Source organism: Brachybacterium sp. JB7 (assembly GCF_003335205.1).
In the GTDB taxonomy this organism is placed as follows: domain Bacteria; phylum Actinomycetota; class Actinomycetes; order Actinomycetales; family Dermabacteraceae; genus Brachybacterium; species Brachybacterium alimentarium.
Genome location: NZ_QPGN01000004.1, coordinates 35170 through 56770, shown reverse-complemented (window position 1 = coordinate 56770; position 21601 = coordinate 35170). Strand labels below are relative to the sequence as shown.

The following is a 21601-nucleotide window of genomic DNA, read 5'->3' as shown; positions in this document are numbered from 1 at the left end:
GTAGCCCGTCGAGCGGAGAGTAGGGAGCGGTTCGCACGGGAGCAGCAGGATCGACCGCCCCGGAGGAGGCCGGGAGAACGCGATGACGCCTGTCGGCGCTCGTCCGTCGGCGCTCGCCTGTCGGACCCCGTCCCTAGGTTCGGGGCATGACCACGACAGGACCGGTCCTCGCACACCCCTCGACGGGCGGCACCGCTCAGGACGAGCGGGAGCAGATCCGAGCCCTCCTGCTCGAGAGGCGGCCCGATCTCGCGCAGCACCTGCAGGTGGGCCCGAGCGGCGCCCTGCTCATCCCGGTGGCCGACGGTCGCGGCATCGAGATCGGCCGGATGCGCCGACGCGGGCGGGCCCGCTGGGTGGTCGCCGTGCCGGAGGCCGACGGAGCGCGCCTGCGGGAGCCCTCGTCGGTCCGGTCCGCCGCGCACATCGCCGTGACGGCGTGGGAGCAGTCGCAGTCGGCGAGCACCCGAACGGGCGTGAGTCGAGTCAGCGTCCGATGACGAGATCGGCCAGCAGCTCGGTCTGACTCCCCAGGATCTGTTCGCCGATGGCCGCGGCATCGGCGCCCAGCTGCCTGAACACGTGAGCACTGATGATCCCGACGAGACTGCTCCAGGCGGTCACGGCGCGCATGGCGGCCATCGCGTCGGACTCGACCCCGAACTCCTCGAGATGGGCGTCCAGCAGCGCCCGCACATCCGGGGTGACGTGCACACCCTCCCCCCGCCCGGCACTCGCACCGGCGTCGGCAGCGGCATCGGCATCGGCAGCGATCGCGAGCATGCGGGCCATCACCCGGGTGCCGTCGGCATTGGTGCTCTCGGCCGGGGCGTCGTAGCCGCTCACTGGCGTGCCGTACAGCAGCGTCCAGCGCTCCGGGTGCGCGATCGCCCACTGCACCATCGACTCCGCGAGCGCCGTGAACCTCTCCCGGGGCGCTTCGGACGCCTCGTCGAGCGCACCGTCCACCGCATCGGCGAGATCCCCGTAGGCGTCGATGATCAGCAGGGTGAGCAGCTCATCGCGGCTGCGCACATAGCGATACACCGCCGAGGAGACCATGCCGAGTCCGCGCGCGATCTCACGCACGCTCAGCCCGCCCGCCCCGCACTCGACGAGCTGCGCGTTCCCCAGCTCGACGATCCGTCGCATCGTGCGCTCCCGGGCCTGCGCGCGCGGCGTCACAGGTCGCGGGGTCGCAGTTCGCGGGGTCGTCGGTTGCCCGGTCGCCGTCGTCTCGTCATCCATGACGCCATCCTGCCACATTCCGAGAGCACTGCTCTTGACGTCTCCCGGAGAGCGGTGTTCACTGAACCTGTCACATAGAGAGCAGTGCTCACCCTTTAGGAGTTCCCATGCATCATCTCGTCATCGGAGAAGGACAGATCGGCCGCGCGATCATCGATCGCGCCCTGGGGGACGGCGACACCGTCACCGTGCTGAGGCGCAGCGAGATCGCGTCCAGCCCCGGCATCCACCGCGTCGCCGGGGACGTCCTGGACCCTGCCGCGATCGAGTCGGCCGTCACCGGGGCGGACGCGATCCACGCCTGCTTCCATGCCGCCTACGACGCACGCATCTGGCGGCGTGACCTGCCCCCGCGCGAACTCGCGGTGCTCGAGGCGGCGGCTGCTCACGACGTCCCCGTCGTCTTCCCGGAGTCCATGTACGCCTTCCAGGGCCGGGCCGCCGACCTCGCCGAAGGCGCGGAGCCTGCTCCGCTGGACGCCAAGGGCGAGGTGCGCCTCCTCCTGCTCGAGCAGCGTCGTCGCCATCCGGCGCGCACCCTCAGCCTCATCGCCTCGGATCTCGTCGGGCCGACGGCCGTGGGCACCGGAGCGTCAGTGGCCAGCGCGATGATCATCGAGCGCATCGCCGCCGGGCAGCGTCCGATCGTGGTGGGCGACCCCGCCGCAGCGCATACGCTCACCCACATCCCCGATCTCGCCCGCGCGATGCTCCATGGGGCCCGGCACGCCGCGCGTCTCGCCCCGAACGGGGATGCCGTGCTGAACGCCCCGTCGGCCCCGGCTCGTTCCCAGCGAGAGCTCATCGCCCACGCCTCGTCCCTGCTCGGTCGGCCGGCCCGACGGCCGGTGCGCGTGCCCCTCGTGGCGCTGCGTGCACTGTCCGGCGTGAACACCTTCGCCCGGGAGCTGTCCGGCATCTCGAGGCTCTGGTACGCGCCCTGCGTGCTGCGCCCCGGGATCCTCACCACCGTCGACGGCCTCGAGCCGACCTCCTGGCCCGACGCCGTGCGAGCCTCCGCCGACAAAGCCGCGTCGATCCGCGCGGGGGCCGACGCCGCACCGGTCTCCACGAGCTCTCCCCTGTCGTCGTGAGGACTCCTCCCCCAGGACAGCCCGAGCATCCGGAGCAGCAGGGGTGGGTACTCCGTCGGCGCGGCCTGCTAAATTCGCGGGCATGAGCGAGAACACCGAGCCGTCCTCGGGAGGCAGCGTCTCCCGCCATCTGCACATCGTCATCGATCGTCCCTGGCGCGCCGTGTACGAGTACGCGAGCGATCCGCAGAACCTCCCCCGCTGGGCAGCGGGGCTCGCCGGCAGCGAGGTGCAGCGCGAGGTCTCCCAGTGGTCGATGAACTCCCCGATGGGTCGGGTGCTGGTGAGCTTCGTGCCGGAGAACGAGTACGGGGTCCTCGACCACACCGTCACCCTCGCCACCGGCGAGTCCGTCCTCAACCCCGTGCGCGTGCTGCCACTGGACGAGCAGCGCAGCGAAGTCGTGTTCACGCTGCGTCGAGGCACCATGTCCGAGTCGGAGTTCGCGGAGGATGCCGCAGCCGTCGCGGAGGACCTGGACACGCTGAAGGGCCTCCTCGAGGCGAGCTGACGTCGGGCCAGCCCGACATCGGTTGACCTGGTGACAGGATGGGGCTGACGACCATCCGGCGACAGAGTTGAGACATGAACACCATGACCATGTCCCCACCGGCCGAGACCCCACCCGTGCAGCGCTGGTCCGCCCGCCGGTGGGCGACGAGGATCGGCCTCTTCCTGGCCTATGCCTTCGTCTCCCTCGTGCTCGGCGCCCTCGGATTCAGCATCGTGCTGACCCTGCTGGCCGCCGGCGCTGGCACCGTGGTGATCTGGATCGGCCTGCCGATCCTCGTGGGCGGAGTGCTCACGGCGCACGGGTTCGCCACCGTCGGGCGGGCACTGGGCTCCTCGCTGCTCGGCGCCGACCTTCCCCGTCCCGCTCCCAAACAGGCGCCGGAGGGCGCGGGCCGGGCGCGGCGCCTCGTCACGCCGCTGACCGATCCGCAGTCATGGCTGGATGCCCTGTGGATCCTCGCCAACTTCCTCCTGGTCCTCATCACGTTCCCTCTCGCGCTCACCTGGGCCGTCGGCTCCCTGGCGATCATCGGCGGACCGGTCTCCACCCTCGTCCTGGACCGGGTCCTGCCGGAGGACGATGTGAACGGTCTCGGCGCGCTGCTCGGTGCGCCCGAGCAGTACCAACTCGCGCTCGACATCGTCCTGCAGGTCGCCATGGGCCTGTTCTTCCTGCTCACCGTGGGTCTGCTGGTGCGAGGACTCAGGGCCGCGCACCGCGGCCTCGCCCACGGCCTGCTCAGCTCACGGTACGAGACCCAGCAGCGGCTGCTGCGCACCCAGGAGTCCCGCGCCGCAGGTCGCGCCGCCGAGTCCACCGCGCTGCGGCGCCTCGAGCGCGATCTGCACGACGGGCCCCAGCAGCGCCTGGTCCGCGCCACGATGGACCTCGCCCGCGCGGAGTCCCTGGCCGCCGAGAACCCGGAGAAGGCCGGCGAGGTGATGCGCCAGACCCGTGAACAGCTGGGGCTCACGCTCGATGACCTGCGTCGGCTCTCCCGCGGCATCGCCCCGCCGATCCTCGTGGACCGCGGCCTGGCCGCGGCGCTCACCGAGCTCGCGGCCATCTCCCCTCTGCCCGCCACGGTCCAGTGCCGTGATGTCGAGCTGCCCGAGCATGTCGAGATCGGGATCTACTACGTGGTCTCGGAGTCGCTCACCAACGCTGCGAAGCACTCCGGTGCCCAGCAGGTCCACGTGGACGTGGCTCGGATCGGCGATGATGCTCAGGTGAGGATCCAGGACGACGGGCGCGGCGGCGCCGAGATGCGGACCGGAGGCGGGCTCGCCGGCCTGGCCGGACGCGTGGCCTCCCTCGAGGGCACGTTCACCGTGACCTCCCCCGTCGGCCGCGGCACTCAGGTGGAGGCGGTGATCCCGTGCGCATCCTGATCGCCGATGATTCCGCGCTGCTGCGCGAGGGTCTGCGCCTGCTGCTCGAAGATGCCGGACACGAGGTGGTGGGCACGGCCGCGACCGGCACCGAGCTCGTGGCCCGCGCCCTGGAGCTCCGCCCTGAGCTGGTGATCTCCGATATCCGCATGCCGCCGAGCCACAGCGATGAGGGGCTGCGGGCAGCACAGGAGATCCGACGCTCCTGGCCCGATGCGCCGATCGTGCTGCTCAGCCAGTACGTGGTGGTCAGCTATGCGACCGAGCTGATCGAATCCGGCGAGAGCGCCACGGGGTACCTGCTGAAGGACCGTGTGTTCGACATCCGTGCGTTCCTGGAATCGATCGAACGCGTGGCGGCAGGAGGCGTGGCCATCGACCCCGATGTGGTGGGTCAGGTGATCGCCTCACGTCGGCGCACTCCGCTCGATGACCTCACCCCGCGAGAGCGTGAGGTGCTCGAGCTGATGGGCGAGGGGCTCACCAACGCCGGGATCTCGGAGCGACTGTTCATCAGCGGTGGGGCGGTGGAGAAGCACACCCAGCGCCTGTTCGCGAAGCTCGGCCTGAGCGAGGGCTCGAGCGTGCACCGCCGGGTGACCGCCGTGCTGACACTGCTGGGTCGTTGAGCGGCTGGGTCGTTGAACTGCTGAGGCATTGAGACGTCGAGACGTCGAGACGTCGAGGCGTCGAGGCGTCGAGGCGTCGAGGCGTCGAGGCGTCGAGGCGTCGAGCATTTTCCCTCCATGGCCCGATGGGGGTCAGCACATTGATTCATCTCGCGAGAAGTATTCTTTCCTCCCCATCGCGACTTTTCCACACTTCTCTCGGCGGTATTGACGGCGCCCCTCAGTACATTCACGCGACGGATACTTACCCCCGCCCCGCACGGCGACTGGGCACTCCTCGGTCGCGAACTCGTGCACCACCGGACCAGAAGACCTCCGTCACCTGCGTGCGGTGCTGAAGACCCCGGACCGGTCGGAGACTCCGCAGCCATCGCAGCGCATGACGGTTCCTCCACAGTGGCCGCCTTTGCACATTTTCATCCACATGATCATCCGCATCCTCGGGGTTATCCACAGAGGGGTGCCGCGATCTACCGGTGGATTTCGAACAGGCATACGCTTAGAGCATGAGTGCAGCGACGTCCGGGGACCGACCCGCGAAGACGGCTCCCGTGCCGGGAGAACCGTCGAGCGGGTCCGCGAGCGTCGGCGCCGACATCCTGGAGGAGGCCACAAGGAGGCTCGTGGCGGTCGCGGGCGGTCCCGAAGCGCGACTGGTGCTCGCCGAGATCGTCACAGCGACCCTGCACGCCTTCACGCAGACCGCTTCGGTGCGCGACCCGCTCCCTGACACCTCTCCGCGTTCCGCGGAGGAGTCGCTCGCCGTGCTCGCGGGCCTCGATCACCTGCGTTCCTCCCTCGCTGCGGTCGAGGCGACCTGGCAGGTCATTGCCGAGCGCCGGATCCGCGAGGACGACGAGCAGCGCGACGTCCCCACCGCCGAGCAGGGTCGGCGCGCTGCACATGAGATCGCGCTGGCTCGTCGGCGCGCCCCTGCGTCCGGCGCGTTCTCCCTCGCCGCCGCGCGAAGGCTGGTGACGAAGCTTCCCGGAGCGCTCGAGCTGCTCCGCGAAGGCCGGATCACGGAGCCGAAGGCAACCGCATTGGCCAGCGCCCTCGCCCACACGAACGCTGCCACCTGCGCGGTGATCGACCGGGAGATCGTCGCCGACCCCGACTCGCTGCACGGGATCGGTGAGCGCAGGCTCCGTGCCGAGCTCGCGCGGACCGTGCAACGGCTCGAACCCGATGCATCACGGGATCGGGCCGAGCGTGCCGCACGAGCCCGCCACGTGACCATGACGCCTCTGGATGACGGCATGGCGCGGGTGAGCGCGGTGCTGCGTGGCATCGACGCCGCCGGGGTGATGAAGGCTCTCCAGCGCGGGGCGGAATCGCGGCGGGCCGCCGGTGCCCGCGACGCGGTCCGGGCGCTCGAGGCGGATCTCCTGGTGGACGCCGTTCTGCGCGCCACCCCGCCGACTTCGTCCCCCGCGGAGGTGGACGGCCGGTCCACCGCCCGCCGCCGGAAAGGGTCCCGCCGCTCCTCGCGACTGGACGTCGGGATCATCATCACCGACACCGCTCTGCTCGGCCGCGGCGACGACACCGAATGCGCTCAGCTCGAGGGGTATGGGGCGATTCCGGCGCACATCGTCACCGACACCCTGAGGGGTTCGCCCCCGGGGCGCCAGCGCGGCTCGGAGCCGGCGCATCCCGATGCAGAGCTCTCGGCCTTCTACCGGCGCCTGTACACGAGCCCCCGCACCGGAGAGCTGATCGCCATGGAGTCTCGGGCGCGGGCCTTCCCCGACGGGCTGGCACGCATGATCCGCTGGCGCGATGTCACCTGCCGTACGCCGTGGTGCAATGCTGTCGTGCGCCAGATCGACCACGCCGAACCGTATCGCCGTGGTGGCCCCACCAGCTACGACAACGGTCAGGGTCTGTGTGTGCGCTGCAACCTGCTCAAGGAGGCCGGGGACTGGGTGCTCACCCGGGTCACGGACACCTCCGGCCGCGGCGCTCAGGCTTCCGACACGACAGCCCGCAACGGTACGGACATCGCGGAGGGCACGGACATCACGGACGGCAAGGAGGGGCTGGGCTCGGGGCCCGTCTCCGGCTGGTCCTGGTCGAGCCCTCATGGAGCGCAGGGGATCTCACGCACTCCGCGCCTGGTGGATCCCCGCAGTCCGCTCATCACGGCGTCCCCCGAACCGACTGAACCGACTGAACCAGCCGAATCAGCTGAATCAGCCGATCCCGGAGAGCCCGATCCGACCAGTGGAGGATCCTCCACCTGTCCGTTCCTACTCACGCAGTCCGCATCGTCGACGGTCGTGATCACTCAGGCCATAGAGCCCGCAGCGTCAGCCGAGCTTGCGCGCCAGGGTGGTGATGACGTGCCAGTGCTTCTTGTCGGCCAGGAAGCGGCCGTCCTCGTCCCGCACGGTGCGATCGATGATGTGGAATCCGCGGAACATCGCGTCGATCTGCTCAAGAGGCAGGGTCGCGATGTCGGGACGGTCCGCCCAGGTGTCGTTGACCCCGAACATGTCCACCGCCATCACTCCCCCGCGAGGAAGCGCCGCCACCAGCTTGGCCCAGGTCTCCTCGAGGGCCGTCGGCCCCAGAAGTCCCAGCGTGTAGGTCGAGTAGACGATCTGCGCGGCAGGGAACGCATCCACTGCGGCGATGTCGGTGTGATGGAACTCCACCGAGCCGGTCATCCGTTCGTTCTCCACGAGCCGGGCGGCGAGGGTGTCGTCGGTGTCGTAGGCGTGCACGGTCCAGCCGCGTCGTGCGAACTGCAGCGAATCGGCCCCGGCACCTGCGCCGAGATCCAGCACCACGCCCGGTTGACGATCACCGCCGGCCGCTGCGATCGCCTTTGCTACGAGCCGACGGGCAGGACGGCCCGCAGCATGGACGTTCAGGGCCGCCCAGTCCACCTTCTCCGCCGTATCCATGGAAATCAGGCTCTACGAGTTAATGATGGGTTTCAACTTCCCGTGACACAGGACGCCTCTATTTTCGTCACGGGCGAACATCTGCGGTACGCGACCTCATCCCGGCCGGCGATCGCGCCGTCACGCCTAAGATGCGTTCATGTCTGTCGCCCCTTTGCGTATCGCAGCGATCTCTCTGCACACCTCGCCCCTCGAGGAGCCGGGAGGTGCTGATGCCGGAGGCATGAACGTCGTGGTCCTGGAACTGGCCCGGGCCCTCGCCCGTCTCGGGCACCACGTGGACCTGTTCACGCGCCGCCGCGACCCCGAGGCCCCCGCCGTCGTCGAAGTCGCCGACGGGATCCGGTTGCACCATCTCGACGCCGGCCCCGCACGTCCGCTCGCCAAGAGCGCGATGGAGCAGGCGATCACCCCGTTCCGCGAGTCCCTGCAGAAGGTCCTCATCGACGGTGACTACGACCTGGTGCACTCCCACCACTGGTTTAGCGGAGTGGCCGCACTCCCCGTCACCCGCGAGCTCGGGCTCCCCCACCTGCAGTCCTTCCACTCGGTGGCAGCGCCCGACGGTGCGGAATCCCTCGATGCCGGCGAGCCCGCCGAGTCCGGTGGGCGCATCCCTGGCGAGCAGTTCGTGGCCACCGGCTCCGACCTCGTCATCGCGGTCTCCGATGCTGAGGCGAGCACCATCGCCGAGCGCTACGGCGTGCCCACCGAGCGCTTGGCCGTCGTCCGCCCCGGCGTGGACGTGGACACGTTCCGTCCGTGCGACGACATCGACGAACGTCGGGTCCGGCCGACCCTCCTGTTCACCGCCCGGCTCCAGCCCCTGAAGGCCCCGGACCTGGCGCTCGAGGTGCTCGCCCACCTCGACCCGGATCTCGGGGCGCGGCTCGTGCTCGCCGGCGGTGTCTCCGAGGACTTCCAGGACTACCTCGAGGAGCTGCGCGACCGCGCTCGTGACCTCGGTGTCGCCGACCGCATCGAATTCGTCGGCTCCCTGGACCGCGACGAGCTCGCCGAGGCGATGCGCTGCGCCGGGGTCCTGCTGCTGACCAGCTGGTCGGAGACCTTCGGGCTGGTGGCGCTCGAATCGCAGGCCAGCGGCACCCCGGTGATCGCCTGGCGCTGCGCGGGCGGGGTGAAGGAGGCGGTGGGGCCCGAGGGCGTCGTGCTCACCAGCCGAGACCCCGATGTGTGGGCCGAGGCCGCGCAGACCCTGCTGGCCGATCCTGATCGCTACGCCAGCGCCGTCCGCTCCGCCCGCGAGTTCGCCACCACCCGCACGTGGACGGCTTCCGCCGCGACTCTCGCCGATCTCTACGCGGGCGTTCTCGAGACCGACCGCACCGCAGGAGGGACGCAAGCATGACCATCGACCCCTGGCAGCTGCTGGACGAGGCCTCCACGGTGCTCGCCGTGCATGCTCATCCGGACGACGAATCCCTCTCCACCGGCGCCCTGATCGCAGCCCTCACCGCCTCCGGGACCCGCGTCGAGCTGGTCACCGCGACCCGGGGCGAGGAAGGCGAGGTCGTGCCCGGCGCGGTCGAGCCCGGGGACACCCGACCGCTCGAACTCATCCGCGAGGCCGAGATCGACGAGGCCACCGCGACCCTCGGAATCGCCGCGCGCCACATGCTCGGCACGGCGCCCGCCCTCGCCGCAGGCGCGGACCCGCGCGTCTATCGCGACTCGGGGATGCAGTGGATCCGGGAGGGGCTCGCCGGCCCGTCGGACACCACCGGGCCCGACAGCTTCACCCGGCGGCCGCTCGAGGACGCCGTCGCCGACCTGGTCGCGCTGATCGAGCACGTGCGCCCCGATGTGGTCGTCGGCTATGACGACGGCGGAACCTACGGTCACCCCGATCATGTGCAGGCGCACCATGTGGCCGCGGCCGCATGCACCCGGACCGGGGCCCCGTTGCTCGAGGTCGCGAGCGGTGAAGCCCCCGAAGGGGCGGACGGGGCCGACGGGGCCGACGGGGCCGACGGCCGAAGCGCAGCGGACGCGTTCCTGTGGCGCGATCATCCCGGGACCGGGGAGACCGTGCGGCGGGCAGCTGAGTCCTACCGCACGCAGCTCCGCGTCATCGGATGGGCGGGGCCGGAGCGGAGAGACGGCATCGCGATCCGACACGTGGGCGGCCAGGCCGACGTGGTGCCCCTGCGCACCGGCCTCAGGCTGCGCCGCTGACGCTCTCGCGGTCCGGCGGTCCCGTGATCGCGGCAGGTGCTCTCGTGCGTCAGAGGGTGACGTCGAGCAGGGTGGGCAGGTGGTCGGAGGCGCCGGCGAGACGCGCGGCGTCCACGCTGTCGGTGGAGGTGACGGCGCGGGCTCCACGCACCGTGACGTCTGCCGTGGCGAGCACCGCGTCGATGCGGCGCACAGGAGCCTTCGCGGGGAAGGTGTGCTCGGACTGCGCCGCCGGATCGGACAGCAGCGGGGCGAGCAGGCTGCGGGCAGGACCGTCGGCGGTCTCGTTGAGGTCGCCGCCGACGATCACGGGCGCTCCGGTCCTCTCGACCAGGCCCGCCAGGTGCCGCGCGTGCGTGAGGCGATTCTCCTCCTGGAGGGCGAGGTGGATCGAGGAGACCACGACCGCGCCGCCGCCGGGGACCGACAGCCGCACAGCGGCGACGCCGCGCGGGTAGGTCGAGTTCAGGTCGGAGAGCGTCTGGGCGACGGGATGCATGCCGCGACGGATCACCTGCGCCGCCACGTGGTCCTTCGCGAGGATCGCCAGCCCGCGGCCGCCGAATCCGCCGACCAGGTTGCGGCGGTCGATCTGTCGGGCGAACCAGGCCAGCCGCGTGGTGGGCAGCACGAGACGGGGCGCTTCCTGGAGCAGGAGCACATCGGGGTCCAGATCGTGCACCGCCTCGACGACGGCCCGCAGGTCACCGCGCAGCTCCCACAGATTCCAGCTGAGGATGCGCAGGTCCCAGCCGTCGCCGGCATCCGTGCCCCTGCCGTGGGTCGCGTTCCTGTCCGTCACGGTCAGCTCTCCTTGGTGCCGGACGCCACCCAGGGCTCCAGCAGTCGCTCCACCAGTCCCATCAGCTCGTCCACCTCATAGCCCGGCCATCCGAACAGCATGCGCCGCCACTCCGGGGGCACCGACTTCGGTCCGAGCGCGGCACCGATCAGGGCCCCGGTGATGCAGGCCACGGTGTCGGTGTCGTAGCCGGCCCGAGCCGCAGCTTCGAGGGCGGCGACGAGGGTGTCGCGCTGAGCGAACTTCCCCTCCGGAATCGGTCCGACGCGGGTGATCGCGGACCATGCGGCCTGGAAGGCGCCCACCACCCAGCCGTTGCGGCGGAACAGGGCCGGAGTCGCCTGCTCGGCCTCCTCGATCCGCTCGATCCACAGCTGGCGGCGGTCCTCGCTCAGTCGCGGCAGGCCGCGGCGCACGTCGACCTCGCCGGTGAGGATCGCGTGCCGCACCGCGAAGCCCCACAGCATGCAGGCCTCGGTGGTGTCCTGATGCACGTGTGTCAGTCGGCACACGGCGTCGATGCCCTCAGCGGCGTCGTCGTCCGACGCCAGCAGGTACGGGAGCACGGCGGCGTGGGTGCGCATGAGCGAGCCGTTGCCCGCCGTCGCCGGGAGATCGTCGTGCGCGGAGATCGCCGCGGCCCGGAAATCGGCGGCTCGCGGGATGTAGTGCCCCGCGGCGCGGGCGCCGTCCGTGGCCCGACGGATCACCTGTGAGGTGAGCGTGCCGATGTCCGGCGTGCCCAGCGACCACGAGTACCACTCGCGGGCGATCTGGTCCTGTGCCGACTCGACCCGCAGGTCATGGCGGTTCGACGTGGACAGAGCCGCCTCGAGGACCACGATCGCCATGGACGTGTCGTCGGTCCACTCCCCCGGCTGCCATCCCAGGACGCCGCCGCCGATCATGTCGATGTCCTCGGAGTCGACGACCGGGGACTGGAATTCGTAGGGGGCGCCGAGGGCGTCACCGGTGGCCGCAGCGATCACGGACCCGGCGGCGCGGCGGCGCTGGGCGGGATCCAGGCCCTGAGCCAGGGTCGGTGCAGCGTTGGTCATCACCTCCTCATCGTTCCACATCGGGCACAGTGCTCCCTGAGGCCAGTACCCTGGTGAGGACTTCGAAGGAGCTCCATGACCGACACCACGGGCGCCCCCGGATCCACCGATCCGCACTGCACCGATCCGCATGACCACACCGGCCACGACCACCCGCCCACGGGTGCCGATCTGGTGCAGGACCTCGTCAAGGGCCTGTCGATCCTCGCGCTGCTGATCCCGGTGCTCGCCGTGGTGATGCTCCTGGCGATCCTGCCGGCCGCTCCCACCAGCCCCGTCGTGCTGCTGCTGGGCATCGCTCTCGGTGCCGCGCATCTCGTCTCCCTGGTGGTGACCAGCTTCTTCGTATCCCGCACGCGCAAGCAGCTGGCGGTGAACCCGGGTCTGCTCGCGGTGCGCAGCGCCGTGGAGGAGCTGCTGCGCGTCGCCGCCGTGCTGATCGCGCTGCTGCTGTGGCCCGCCGACATCCGCGCCGAGCTCGGCGTGTGGGTCGGTGCGGGCGCCGCTCTGGTGTGGCTCGCCCTCGCGACCGCGCAGACCGTCTCGACGCGTCGCCGGATCGCCCGCCCGTCGAACTGGTCCAAGGACGCCATCTCGACGCTGCTTTCCGAGCGTGTCGGAGCCCGCTCCACCGTGGTGATGCGTCTGCTCGATGTGATCGGGACCGCAGCCTTCCAGATCGGCGCGACCGTGCTGGTGGTCATGTCCCCCGTGCTCGTGATCGGCACCGTCGTGCTGTCGATCGGCTCGGGGCTGTCCACGCTGGTGCTGCAGCGCCGCGCTCCCGCGGAGCGCTCCCGCACCCCCTGGGCGTACGCCCCTGTCGCGATCGGCCTGCTCACGCTCGCACTCGCCTCCCTGAGCTTCGTCTCCCTCTGATCCCGTTCTGACCCACCCTCGACCTCGCAGGAGCCGATGATGACCGCTGCCCCGACCGATACCGCCCGCTCGGGCCTCCGCCTCACCGAGGTCGATCCCGACATCCGCCTCCAGGACGACCTCTTCGGCCACGTCAACGGCCGCTGGCTCGACACGCACGAGATCCCTGCGGACCGCTCCAGCGACGGGGCCTTCCACCGACTGCGGGACCTCTCCGAGGAGCGGGTGCGCGAGATCATCGAGGAAGCTGCGGCCGATATCACCGACCCGAGCGCCGTGCCCACCACCGATCATGCCCGGGTGGGCATGCTGTACCGGATGTTCATGGACACCGAGGCGATCGAGGCCTCTGGCCTGGCCCCGCTCGAGGACCTCCTCGCCCCGATCAGCGAGAGCGCGGACCTCGACGCGCTGGTGCGCACGATGGCCGCCCCGGACTCCGGCGCGAGCGCGCTGCTCGCCTACGTCTGGACCGACGACCACGACTCGACCAGCTACCAGGTCAAGATCCACCAGGGCGGCCTCGGCCTGCCGGACGAGTCCTACTACCGCGAGGAGGACTACGCCGAGATCCGCTCGGCCTATGTCACCCACCTCGCGAACATGGCCCGGCTCGCCGATCTGCCCGGCCGCCCCGGCCTGCGCGGCGAGGACGCCGAGGGCCTCGCCGCCGCGGTGATGGACTTCGAGACCCGCCTGGCCGCCTGCCACGCCGACGTCGTGCGTCTGCGGGACCGCGAGAAGTCGTACAACCCGATGGACGCCGCGCAGCGGCGCGAGCTGGCCCCGCAGTTCCCTTGGGACGCGTACATCGAGGGCACCGGCGCCCCCGCGAAAGCCTTCGAGGTCGTCTCCGTGGGCCAGCCCGAGTTCGTCTCCGCCGCGGCGGAGCTGCTGGCCGCCGAGGACCTCGACGTGCTGCGCAGCTGGCTCGCGCTGCACACCGTCGGCTCCTACGCGCCGTACCTGCCTGCGGCTCTGGTCGACGAGGACTTCGCGTTCTCCGGGCGCGTGCTGTCCGGCGCGGAAGAGCTGCGCGAGCGCTGGAAGCGGGGCGTCGGCTTCGTCGAGGGGGTCGCGGGCTTCGCCGTCGGCCGCGAGTACGTCTCCCGTCACTTCCCGCCCGCGCACAAGGAGCGCATGACCGTGCTGGTGGATGCGCTCATGGACGCCTACCGCAGCTCCATCCAGTCGCTCGAGTGGATGACGCCGGCCACGCGGGACAAGGCCCTGGCGAAGCTCGAGAAGTTCACCCCGAAGATCGGCTACCCCGACGAGTGGCGCGACTACGAGGGACTCGACGTGGTGCCGGGCGACCTGGTCGCCACGGTGCGCTCGGCTCGTCGCTTCGACGCGGACTTCGAGTACGCCAAGGTGGGCGGTCCGATCGACGAGCACGAATGGCACATGTCCCCGCAGACGGTCAACGCCTACTACAACCCCGGCCGCAACGAGATCGTGTTCCCCGCCGCGATCCTGCAGCCGCCGTTCTTCGATGCCGAGGCCGAGGATGCGGTGAACTTCGGCGGCATCGGCGCGGTGATCGGCCACGAGGTCGGCCACGGCTTCGATGACCAGGGCTCCAAGTACGACGGTGACGGCAACCTCGCCTCCTGGTGGACGATCGAGGACCGCGAGGCCTTCGACGAGCGGGCCGCCCGCCTGATCACCCAGTACTCCCAGCTCTCCCCGCGCGAGCTCGAGGACACCCACCGCGTCAACGGCGCCCTCACGATCGGCGAGAACATCGGCGACCTCGGCGGCCTGTCGATCGCGGTCAAGGCCTACCGCGGCAGCCGCACCCCGGAGCAGGCCGCGGCGGAGCTCGACGGCTTCACCGGCCTGCAGCGCGTGTTCCTGTCCTGGGCGACGGTGTGGCGCGGCAAGAACCGCATCCAGGAGGCGATCCGTCGCCTCGCCGTGGACCCGCACGCGCCCATGGAGTTCCGCTGCAACACGGTGGTCGGGAACCTCCAGGAATTCCATGACGCCTTCGACGTGCGCGAGGGCGATGGGATGTACCGCGCCCCCGAGGACCGCGTGACGATCTGGTGAGCCGGATGCCGTTCTACGTCGGCACCACGCGACCCTCCAGGATCGGCTGGACCCGCATCGGGCTGACGGTCGTGGCCGGGCTGATCGCCACGCTGCTGATGGCCTCGCGCAGCAGCGTGGCCGCCGGGCTGCTGGTCGCCATGGTCTTCGCCCTGCTGACCCTGTGGACCTGGATGGGCCAGCACACCCGGTTCGTCGTCGACGAGCGCGGGGTCACCGTGAGCCTCGGCGGGTTCCTGCCGCGCAGGCCCTGGCCGCTCGAGGACTTCCGCACCGTCCAGTACCGCACGGTGCCGGCTTCCTCGGCCGGGGTCACGCTGGGCGGCTACGGCTGGCGTCGCGGCACGGCGACGTCCTCCACCCCGGAGGAGATCACGCCCCTCGGCGATCGCAAGATCTTCACCACCGGGGAGGTGCGCCAGCCGTACCGGATGATGGTGACCCGGCCCGGCACCCTGATCGAGATCATCGGACGCTCCGGCACGAACTATCTGCTCAGCCCGGACGACCTCGACGGGACGGCCGAGGCGCTCGGCCAGGCGATCCGCGCGCACCGCTGAGCGCGGGAACCGGCTAGACTCGGCGTCGTCATCCACTGACAGGGGAGCACCGCCGTGGTGCTGAGAGTGCGCGATTCAGCGCAGACCCTCGAACCTGATCCGGCTCGCACCGGCGTAGGGAGTCGGGATTTCCGCAGGGCACCCTCGGTGCCATGCGCCCCTTCCGTGTTGTGGAAGGAGAAGTGATGACTCGTTTCCGTACTGTCGACCTGCTGGTCACCGTGCTCATCGGGGCCGCCTTCGGCGTCGCGTTCCTGGGATACGGCCAGCTGTACACGCTGATCGGGCCGCTCACGGCCGTCTTCAAACCGGCAGAGGGGCTGCTCGCCGGAATCTGGTTCCTGCCGGCCGTGCTCGCCGCCCTGATCGTGCGCAAGCCGGGCGCGGCCCTGCTCGCCGAGATGATCGCGGCCGTGCTCGAGATGCTGCTGGGCGGCCAGTGGGGCTGGGGCACCGCGGTCTCGGGACTCCTGCAGGGAGGCGGCGTCGAGCTCGCCTTCGCGCTGCTGCGCTACCGCCGCTTCACCCTGCCCGTCGCGATGCTCGGCGGAGCGTGCGCGGGCATGCTCGAGTGGGTCTGGGAGCGTTTCGCCTACTACCCCGAGATGAGCTGGACGTTCGCGGTCATGCTGCTCGCAGCCTTCCTGCTCTCCGGCGCTGTCCTCGGTGGCGCGCTGGGCTGGGCGGCCTCGCGGGCGCTCGCGGCGACCGGCGCCGTGGACTCCCTCGCCTCAGGGCGTGAGCATGCGCGCACCGTCGAGGCCTGAGACCGCTCCCGCCGCGCTCCGCCTGCAGGGACTGACCTGGCGGCCGCTGACGCGGCGCGAACCCACCATCGCAGGGCTGGACCTCGAGATCCCCGCCGGTCAGCGCGTACTGCTGGCGGGAGCGAGCGGCAGCGGGAAGTCCACCGTTCTGCGGGCCCTCGCCGGACTCCTGGATCCGGAGACCGGGGAGGGCAGCGGGCTCGCTCCGGCGCCGGCCCGTCCGGGAGAGCGGGGCCTGCTGCTGCAGAACCCTGCCCATGCCCTGGTCGCCGCGAGCGTCGGCCGCGATGCCGCCTTCGGACCCGAGAACGCGGCGCTCCCCCGCTCGGAGATCCGTGCGCGTGCCGATGATGCGCTCGCCGCGGCCCGGGTGGACCTGGATCCGTCTCGTGCGCCGTTGGAGGCGAGCGGCGGTCAGCAGCAGCGCGTGGCCCTGGCCGGGGCGCTCGCGCTGGGCCCCGACCTCCTGCTGCTGGACGAACCGACCAGCATGCTCGATGCAGCAACCTCCCAGCAGGTGCGCACGGCGATCCTCGAGGCGGCCCGGGACCGCACCCTGGTGCTGGCCGAGCACCGCATCGAGCCGTGGCTCCCTCACGTGGATCGTCTGGTGGTCCTGGGCCCGCAGGCGGAGGTGCTCGCCGATGGGGAGCCCCTCGCGCTCCTGCGCGAGCGGCGGGCGCTGCTCGTCGAGGCCGGGGTGGTCGAGGAGAACGGCGACCGGTCGACGTCCGCCGACGGGGCTGCCGGGGCTGCTCACGACGGCCCGGTCGTGGCGGCTCTGCGCGGGGTGACCGTGCCCGCACGCGGCCTCCGGGACACGATCGATCTCGAGGTGCCCTCGGGGCGGATCACCGTGCTGACCGGTCCGAGCGGCGCGGGCAAGACGACGGCGCTGCGGGTGATGCTGGGGGCGACGGCCCCGGCGACCGGCAGCGTCAAGCGGCCCGAGCGGGAGCGCATCGCGAGCGTCCCCCAGAACCCCGAGCACTCCTTCGTCGCACGCACCGTGCGGGAGGAGGTGCTCGCCTCCCCGTGGGCGGGCGACGAGCAGTTCGCCGCCCAGCTGCTGGACCGCTCCGGACTCGCCCATCTCGCCGGTGCCCATCCCTCCCGCCTGTCCGGAGGCGAGCAGCGACGCGTCGCGATCGTCGCCGCCCTGGCCCAGCGGCCGTCCCTGCTCGCGCTCGACGAGCCGACCGTGGGCCTCGATGCCCGTCGGCGACGCGAGGTGCGGGACCTGCTCACCGAGGCCGCGGCCCAGGGCTGCGCGGTGCTGGTCGCCTCCCACGATCCGGAGCTGATCGACCACGCGCACGAGACCCTGGTGCTCCCGGCCTCCGCGGAACCCGCGGCGCCGTCGGCCCGCGCCCGCCGGATCCCGGCCGACGCGCTCAATCCGCTCACGCTGTGCCTGATCGGGATCCTGGCTGCACTGGGCTCGTTCGCCGTCCAGACCTGGCAGGGCGGGCTCCTCGCCCTGCTGCCGCTGGCGCTGCTCGCTCCGCTCGCGGTGCGCACCCTGCGGGGAGGTCTGCTGCGTCTGGTGCCGATCCTGCTCTCAGCCGCCGGGCTCGCCTGGACCACGGCGCTGCTGGGCGAGGCGCCGGCGCTGTCGGGCGATGCGTGGCTGCTGGGGCTCAAGGAAGCGGCACGGATCATGGTGTTCGTCGCCCCCGGCGTGCTGGCGCTGGGCAGTGTGGAGGTCACCGCGCTCGGTGATGCGCTCGGCGGCCGGCTGCGGCTCCCCGCCCGCCCGGTCGCGGCAGCCGTCGTCGCGCTGGTGCGTGTGGGGCATCTGGGCCGCCAGTGGGAGATCATCACCCGCACACGCGTCCAGCGTGGCCTCGGTTCCCCCGCCTCCCCGCGGCTGCTCGCCAGCTCCACGCTCGCGCTGCTCGTGGACACCCTGCGCGGTGCCGAGCAGCAGGCGCTCGCGATGGACTCCCGCGGCTTCGCGACCGCGACACAGCGCACCTGGGCCGAGCCCAGCCGCCTGAGCCGCGCGGACCTCGTCGGGACCGCGCTCGCCGTGGGACTGCTGGTGTGGCCCCTCGCCGCCGAGCTGATCGTGCGATGAGCGCGCGTGCGATGAGCGTCAGCGCTGCGACGTACCCTGAGGTCATGAACGACGACTTCCCGCACGCCGACCGGAGCCCGGCCCAGGGCGCGAGCCAGGACGAGGCCGTGATCGCGCTCGCGAGCTCGATGCTCGACGCCGCCCGTTCCGGAGACTCCTCGCAGCTGCTGCCCCTGATCGACCAGGGAGCTCCGGTGGATCTGCGCGACAGCGCCGGCAACACCCCGCTCATGCTCGCCGCCTATCACGGGCATGCGGAGCTGGTGCGCGAGCTCGCCGCCCGCGGGGCCGACGTGGATCTGCCCAACGACCGCGGTCAGACCCCGCTGGCCGGAGTCGCCTTCAAGGGGTACACCGACGTGGCCGACGTCCTCCTGGCCGCGGGTGCCGACGCCGACCTCGGCACGCCGAGCGCGCTGGAGACCGCGAAGTACTTCGAGCGCACGGAGATCGTCGCGCTGATCACCGCGGCACGCTGACCCGGACGGCCCCGGCGCGGGCGGGCCGAGCGGTCAGCTGCGCGGGTGGTGGTACTCCATCGGCACGTGCTCGATGCCGGCCTCGAGGAAGACGGGACCGACGGTCCTGTAGCCCATGGCGTTGTACCACCCCTCGAGGTACGCCTGTGCGTCGATCCGCACCACCTGCTCCGGGGCGAGCTGCTCGGTGAGATCCAGAGCGGCGCGCATGATGCGCCCGCCGAAGCCGTCGCGCCGGTTCTGCGCGCGCACGGCGAGGCGGCCGATGCGCATCGAGCTGTCGGGCTCCGTGAGCACGCGGACGTGGGCCGCCGGCTCGCCGTCCGCCTCGATCCACAGCAGCGTCGTCGTCTCCTCGAGGTCTCGGCCGTCGAGGTCCGGATCCGTGGCGCCCTGTTCGATGCTGAAGACGTCCTGGCGCAGCTTGGCGAGCAGATAGAGGGTCCGCGAAGCGATGTCGGCCACCGCTGCGCGGTGGACCTGGGTGCGGGTGTCGGATGCGGTGCTCGCTGCGTTCATGGCGACACGGTATGACACCTGCGGTCACGAGGCGGTCTCGGGGACCGTCGACGAAGCGTGACGGGGAGCACCGAGAACGTCACAGGACACCTGCGCGGAGGAGGAGCTCATCCGCGCGAGTCTACGGACGCTCGGACCTCTCGGGAGCCAGGGCCCAGGGCGCTGCGGGATGCTCGCGGGTCCAGGTCGCCCGGCGCGATCGGACCGTCTGGCAGCGGGGGCACCAGAACACGGTGCGCGCGGCCATGTCGGCGCTGCGGATCTCCGTCGCGCACACCCGGCACGGGAGGGTCTGACGGTGGTAGACGTAGAACGACTTCTCGCGCGGGACGACGTCCGGGTCCTCGTCGCCGTTCTGGCGGGTGCCGCGGGAGCGCTCGACGATGCGGGCCTCGATGTCGCGGTGCTCCGGCTGGGTGGTGACGATGCGGCCGGTGCGCGCCCCGTACTCCATGAGCGGCACCAGGTCCTCCCAGATCCCCTCGACCATCCCGCGAGTGAGATCCCGGCCCGGCACGGTCGGATCCAGACGCGCCCGGAACAGCACCTCGGCGCGATAGATGTTGCCGATCCCGGCGATGACGTCCTGGTTCATCAGCAGCACCCCGATCGCGGTGCGGGAGGCGAGGACCCGGTCCACGAAACGCCGTCGGTTCGCATCGGCGCGCAGCGGGTCCGGTCCCAGCCGGTCGATCACCGCCTGCCGGCCGGCGGCGTCGAGCACCTCGCAGGCGGTGGGCCCGGTGAGGTCGGCAAGACCATGGGGACCCGCGATCCGCAGCCGCGCCGTCGGCCGCGGGACGATCCGTCGCCAGTCGACGTCGCCGTCGTCCAGACCCTCCTCGCGCTCCCCGATCCGCACCCGCGGAGCGCCGATCGCGTGCACGGTCGCGAACCCCGGTTCGCCCGCGAAGGTCCACGAGCCGTACAGGCCCAGGTGCACGCGGACGTAGCGGGTCACGGGCGCCCCGGCATCCACCGAAGCATCCGGCACGAAGGCGAGGAAGAGATGCTTGCCCACGGCTTCCGCGTCAGCCAGGACCCAGCCGTCGAGGTCCGCGGCCTCCGAGAACCTGCCCTGAGGGCTGGACGTGCGGACCCTCTGCTCGCCGAAACCGGCCCGCAGCGCCGCTGCGAGCCGGTGGACGGTGTGCCCCTCGGGCATCACGCAGAGGTGGCGTCGGCGCCGTCCGTGCCGTAGCCGCCGGTCTCCTCGTAGCGGGCCATCAGGTCGATACGACGCTGGTGGCGCTCCTCGCCGCTGAAGGGCTCGGCCAGGAACACGTCGATGAGGGACTCGAGCTCCTCCTCGCTGTGCTGGCGCGCTCCCACCGAGATCACGTTGGCATCGTTGTGCTGGCGGGCGAGCTTCGCGGTGTCCTCGTTCCACACCAGCGCGGCGCGCACACCCGTGACCTTGTTCGCGGCGATCTGCTCCCCGTTGCCGGAGCCGCCGATGACGACGCCGAGCGAGCTCGGATCCGCCACCACGGCCTCGCCCACTGAGGTGCAGAAGGGAGGGTAGTCATCCAGGGCGTCGTACGCGTGGGCGCCGTGGTCGGTGACCTCGTGACCCTTGGCCTGCAATGCCGCGACCAGGCGGTTCTTGAGCTCGAAGCCGGCGTGGTCGGTGCCGATGTGCACGTGCATGAAGGGGTTCTCTTTCTCTGGGACGAGTCGGGGAGCAGTGGGCCGGCTGGATTCAGCGGAAATCGGGGCCGACGGTGCGCGAGCGCTTGAGCTCGTAGAAGCCGGGGAGGGAGGACATGGTCTCCAGGGCGTCGAGCAGCCGGCCGGCGTCCTCGCCCTTCGGTGCGGGGGACACGACCGGGCCGAAGTAGGCCACGGAGTCCTCGCCGTTCCCGAAGGAGATCACCGGGGTGCCGACGTCCTCGCCGACGCGGGAGATCGCGCCCTCGTGCGAGGCGCGCAGGGCCTCCTCGACCGCGTCCCCGGGAACCGGAGCGTAGGCGTCGATCAGCTCAGCGGGCAGTCCGGCGGCGTCGAGTGCCGCGACCGCGACCGCACGGCGATCATCGTGCTGACCGCCGACGTGATAGCGCTCGCCCCAGGCCGTGTACCAGCGGGCGAAGGCCGCGGCGCCCTCGGTGCGGGAGATCTCGATCGCCAGCCGGGCCGGGCCCCAGGAGTCGTCGAGCATCCGGCGATACCCCTCCTCGAGGTCGCGGCCCTCGTTCAGCACCGACAGCGACATCACCGAGAAGGTGGGCTCCACCGCACGAACCTCCGCCGCGTGCAGCAGCCACCTGCTCGTCATCCACGCGTACGGGCAGACAGGATCCACGAACAGCTCCACAGGACGTGCGCTCACGACAGGTTTCCTTCCCTCGGGACATGGTCGGGACCATTCTCTCACCGCCGCTTCGGAAATGCTGTTGCGCCCATCGCCGGGTGCCT

General features: G+C 71.3%; 21 protein-coding genes, 1 pseudogene and 1 riboswitch. Of the genes and pseudogenes, 14 read left to right on the top strand and 8 right to left on the bottom strand.

Going from position 1 to position 21601, the window contains the following annotated elements:
• Window positions 1-146: 146 nt before the first annotated feature.
• Window positions 147-500, top strand: a complete 354-nt coding sequence (locus tag CIK81_RS06800) for a hypothetical protein (RefSeq protein WP_096164183.1) — start codon at window positions 147-149, stop codon at window positions 498-500.
• Here CIK81_RS06800 and CIK81_RS06795 read toward each other — a convergent pair.
• Window positions 487-1248: a TetR/AcrR family transcriptional regulator gene (locus tag CIK81_RS06795; protein WP_096197394.1), complete on the bottom strand. Its 762-nt coding sequence runs from the start codon at window positions 1246-1248 to the stop codon at window positions 487-489. The two genes, CIK81_RS06800 and CIK81_RS06795, sit on opposite strands and share 14 nt — an antisense overlap.
• Window positions 1249-1355: 107 nt before the next feature.
• On the opposite strand from CIK81_RS06795, the gene CIK81_RS06790 reads away from it, so the two are divergent.
• The 5 genes and pseudogenes from CIK81_RS06790 to CIK81_RS18710 all read left to right on the top strand — a co-directional run.
• Entirely contained in the window at window positions 1356-2342 is a 987-nt protein-coding gene (locus CIK81_RS06790) for an NAD-dependent epimerase/dehydratase family protein (protein WP_096197393.1), read from the top strand.
• A gap of 82 nt (window positions 2343-2424) precedes the next feature.
• Window positions 2425-2853, top strand: a complete 429-nt coding sequence (locus CIK81_RS06785; protein WP_176485553.1) for an SRPBCC family protein — start codon at window positions 2425-2427, stop codon at window positions 2851-2853.
• Between the two features lie 74 nt (window positions 2854-2927).
• Window positions 2928-4247 carry a sensor histidine kinase gene (locus CIK81_RS06780; RefSeq protein WP_114355556.1) on the top strand — a complete coding sequence of 440 codons (1320 nt, stop codon included), beginning with the start codon at window positions 2928-2930 and terminating at the stop codon, window positions 4245-4247.
• On the top strand, window positions 4235-4876 hold the full coding sequence (locus tag CIK81_RS06775) for a response regulator transcription factor (RefSeq protein ID WP_096164180.1): 642 nt from the start codon (window positions 4235-4237) through the stop codon (window positions 4874-4876). The genes CIK81_RS06780 and CIK81_RS06775 overlap by 13 nt, the downstream gene beginning before the upstream one ends.
• Window positions 4877-5382: 506 nt before the next feature.
• Window positions 5383-6780: pseudogene (locus tag CIK81_RS18710) on the top strand (DUF222 domain-containing protein); the annotation flags it as partial.
• A gap of 408 nt (window positions 6781-7188) precedes the next feature.
• On the opposite strand, the gene CIK81_RS06765 reads toward CIK81_RS18710, so the two are convergent.
• Window positions 7189-7788, bottom strand: coding sequence for a trans-aconitate 2-methyltransferase (locus tag CIK81_RS06765; protein ID WP_096164179.1), 600 nt, complete (start codon window positions 7786-7788; stop codon window positions 7189-7191).
• Between the two features lie 139 nt (window positions 7789-7927).
• Between CIK81_RS06765 and CIK81_RS06760 the strand changes: the two genes are divergently transcribed.
• Window positions 7928-9157: a glycosyltransferase gene (locus CIK81_RS06760; protein WP_096164178.1), complete on the top strand. Its 1230-nt coding sequence runs from the start codon at window positions 7928-7930 to the stop codon at window positions 9155-9157.
• A complete protein-coding gene (locus CIK81_RS06755) occupies window positions 9154-9984 on the top strand; it encodes a PIG-L family deacetylase (RefSeq protein ID WP_096164177.1) in 831 nt (276 codons plus the stop codon). Before CIK81_RS06760 ends, CIK81_RS06755 begins: the two co-directional genes overlap by 4 nt.
• A gap of 49 nt (window positions 9985-10033) precedes the next feature.
• Here the strand turns inward: CIK81_RS06755 and CIK81_RS06750 are convergent, their stop codons facing one another.
• Window positions 10034-10786 carry an endonuclease/exonuclease/phosphatase family protein gene (locus CIK81_RS06750; protein ID WP_114305392.1) on the bottom strand — a complete coding sequence of 251 codons (753 nt, stop codon included), beginning with the start codon at window positions 10784-10786 and terminating at the stop codon, window positions 10034-10036.
• Window positions 10787-10788: 2 nt separating this feature from the next.
• Window positions 10789-11844, bottom strand: coding sequence for an ADP-ribosylglycohydrolase family protein (locus CIK81_RS06745; RefSeq protein WP_114305521.1), 1056 nt, complete (start codon window positions 11842-11844; stop codon window positions 10789-10791).
• A 75-nt stretch (window positions 11845-11919) separates the two neighbouring features.
• Between CIK81_RS06745 and CIK81_RS06740 the strand changes: the two genes are divergently transcribed.
• The 6 genes from CIK81_RS06740 to CIK81_RS06715 all read left to right on the top strand — a co-directional run bounded on the left by CIK81_RS06740 (window position 11920) and on the right by CIK81_RS06715 (window position 18664).
• Window positions 11920-12723, top strand: a complete 804-nt coding sequence (locus CIK81_RS06740) for a hypothetical protein (protein WP_096164175.1) — start codon at window positions 11920-11922, stop codon at window positions 12721-12723.
• A gap of 39 nt (window positions 12724-12762) precedes the next feature.
• Window positions 12763-14778 carry a M13 family metallopeptidase gene (locus CIK81_RS06735; protein WP_096164174.1) on the top strand — a complete coding sequence of 672 codons (2016 nt, stop codon included), beginning with the start codon at window positions 12763-12765 and terminating at the stop codon, window positions 14776-14778.
• A gap of 5 nt (window positions 14779-14783) precedes the next feature.
• The gene (locus CIK81_RS06730; RefSeq protein ID WP_114305394.1) at window positions 14784-15338 is read left to right on the top strand and encodes a hypothetical protein; all 555 of its coding nucleotides are present in this window, start codon (window positions 14784-14786) and stop codon (window positions 15336-15338) included.
• A gap of 30 nt (window positions 15339-15368) precedes the next feature.
• Window positions 15369-15476: riboswitch (TPP riboswitch) on the top strand.
• A gap of 47 nt (window positions 15477-15523) precedes the next feature.
• Entirely contained in the window at window positions 15524-16105 is a 582-nt protein-coding gene (locus tag CIK81_RS06725) for an ECF transporter S component (protein ID WP_096164172.1), read from the top strand.
• Window positions 16083-18185 carry an ABC transporter ATP-binding protein gene (locus CIK81_RS06720; protein ID WP_114312377.1) on the top strand — a complete coding sequence of 701 codons (2103 nt, stop codon included), beginning with the start codon at window positions 16083-16085 and terminating at the stop codon, window positions 18183-18185. Before CIK81_RS06725 ends, CIK81_RS06720 begins: the two co-directional genes overlap by 23 nt.
• Window positions 18186-18229: 44 nt before the next feature.
• On the top strand, window positions 18230-18664 hold the full coding sequence (locus tag CIK81_RS06715) for an ankyrin repeat domain-containing protein (protein WP_096164266.1): 435 nt from the start codon (window positions 18230-18232) through the stop codon (window positions 18662-18664).
• A gap of 33 nt (window positions 18665-18697) precedes the next feature.
• On the opposite strand, the gene CIK81_RS06710 is transcribed toward CIK81_RS06715, so the two are convergent.
• The 4 genes from CIK81_RS06710 to CIK81_RS06695 form a co-directional block, all read right to left on the bottom strand.
• Window positions 18698-19183: a GNAT family N-acetyltransferase gene (locus tag CIK81_RS06710; RefSeq protein ID WP_114305397.1), complete on the bottom strand. Its 486-nt coding sequence runs from the start codon at window positions 19181-19183 to the stop codon at window positions 18698-18700.
• A 121-nt stretch (window positions 19184-19304) separates the two neighbouring features.
• Complete coding sequence (locus tag CIK81_RS06705) at window positions 19305-20348, bottom strand: Fpg/Nei family DNA glycosylase (RefSeq protein WP_114305399.1); 1044 nt, start codon at window positions 20346-20348, stop codon at window positions 19305-19307.
• Complete coding sequence (locus tag CIK81_RS06700; protein WP_114305401.1) at window positions 20348-20833, bottom strand: ribose-5-phosphate isomerase; 486 nt, start codon at window positions 20831-20833, stop codon at window positions 20348-20350. The genes CIK81_RS06705 and CIK81_RS06700 overlap by 1 nt, the downstream gene beginning before the upstream one ends.
• Window positions 20834-20885: 52 nt before the next feature.
• Window positions 20886-21515: a disulfide bond formation protein DsbA gene (locus CIK81_RS06695; protein WP_114305402.1), complete on the bottom strand. Its 630-nt coding sequence runs from the start codon at window positions 21513-21515 to the stop codon at window positions 20886-20888.
• Between the last annotated feature and the right edge of the window lie 86 nt (window positions 21516-21601).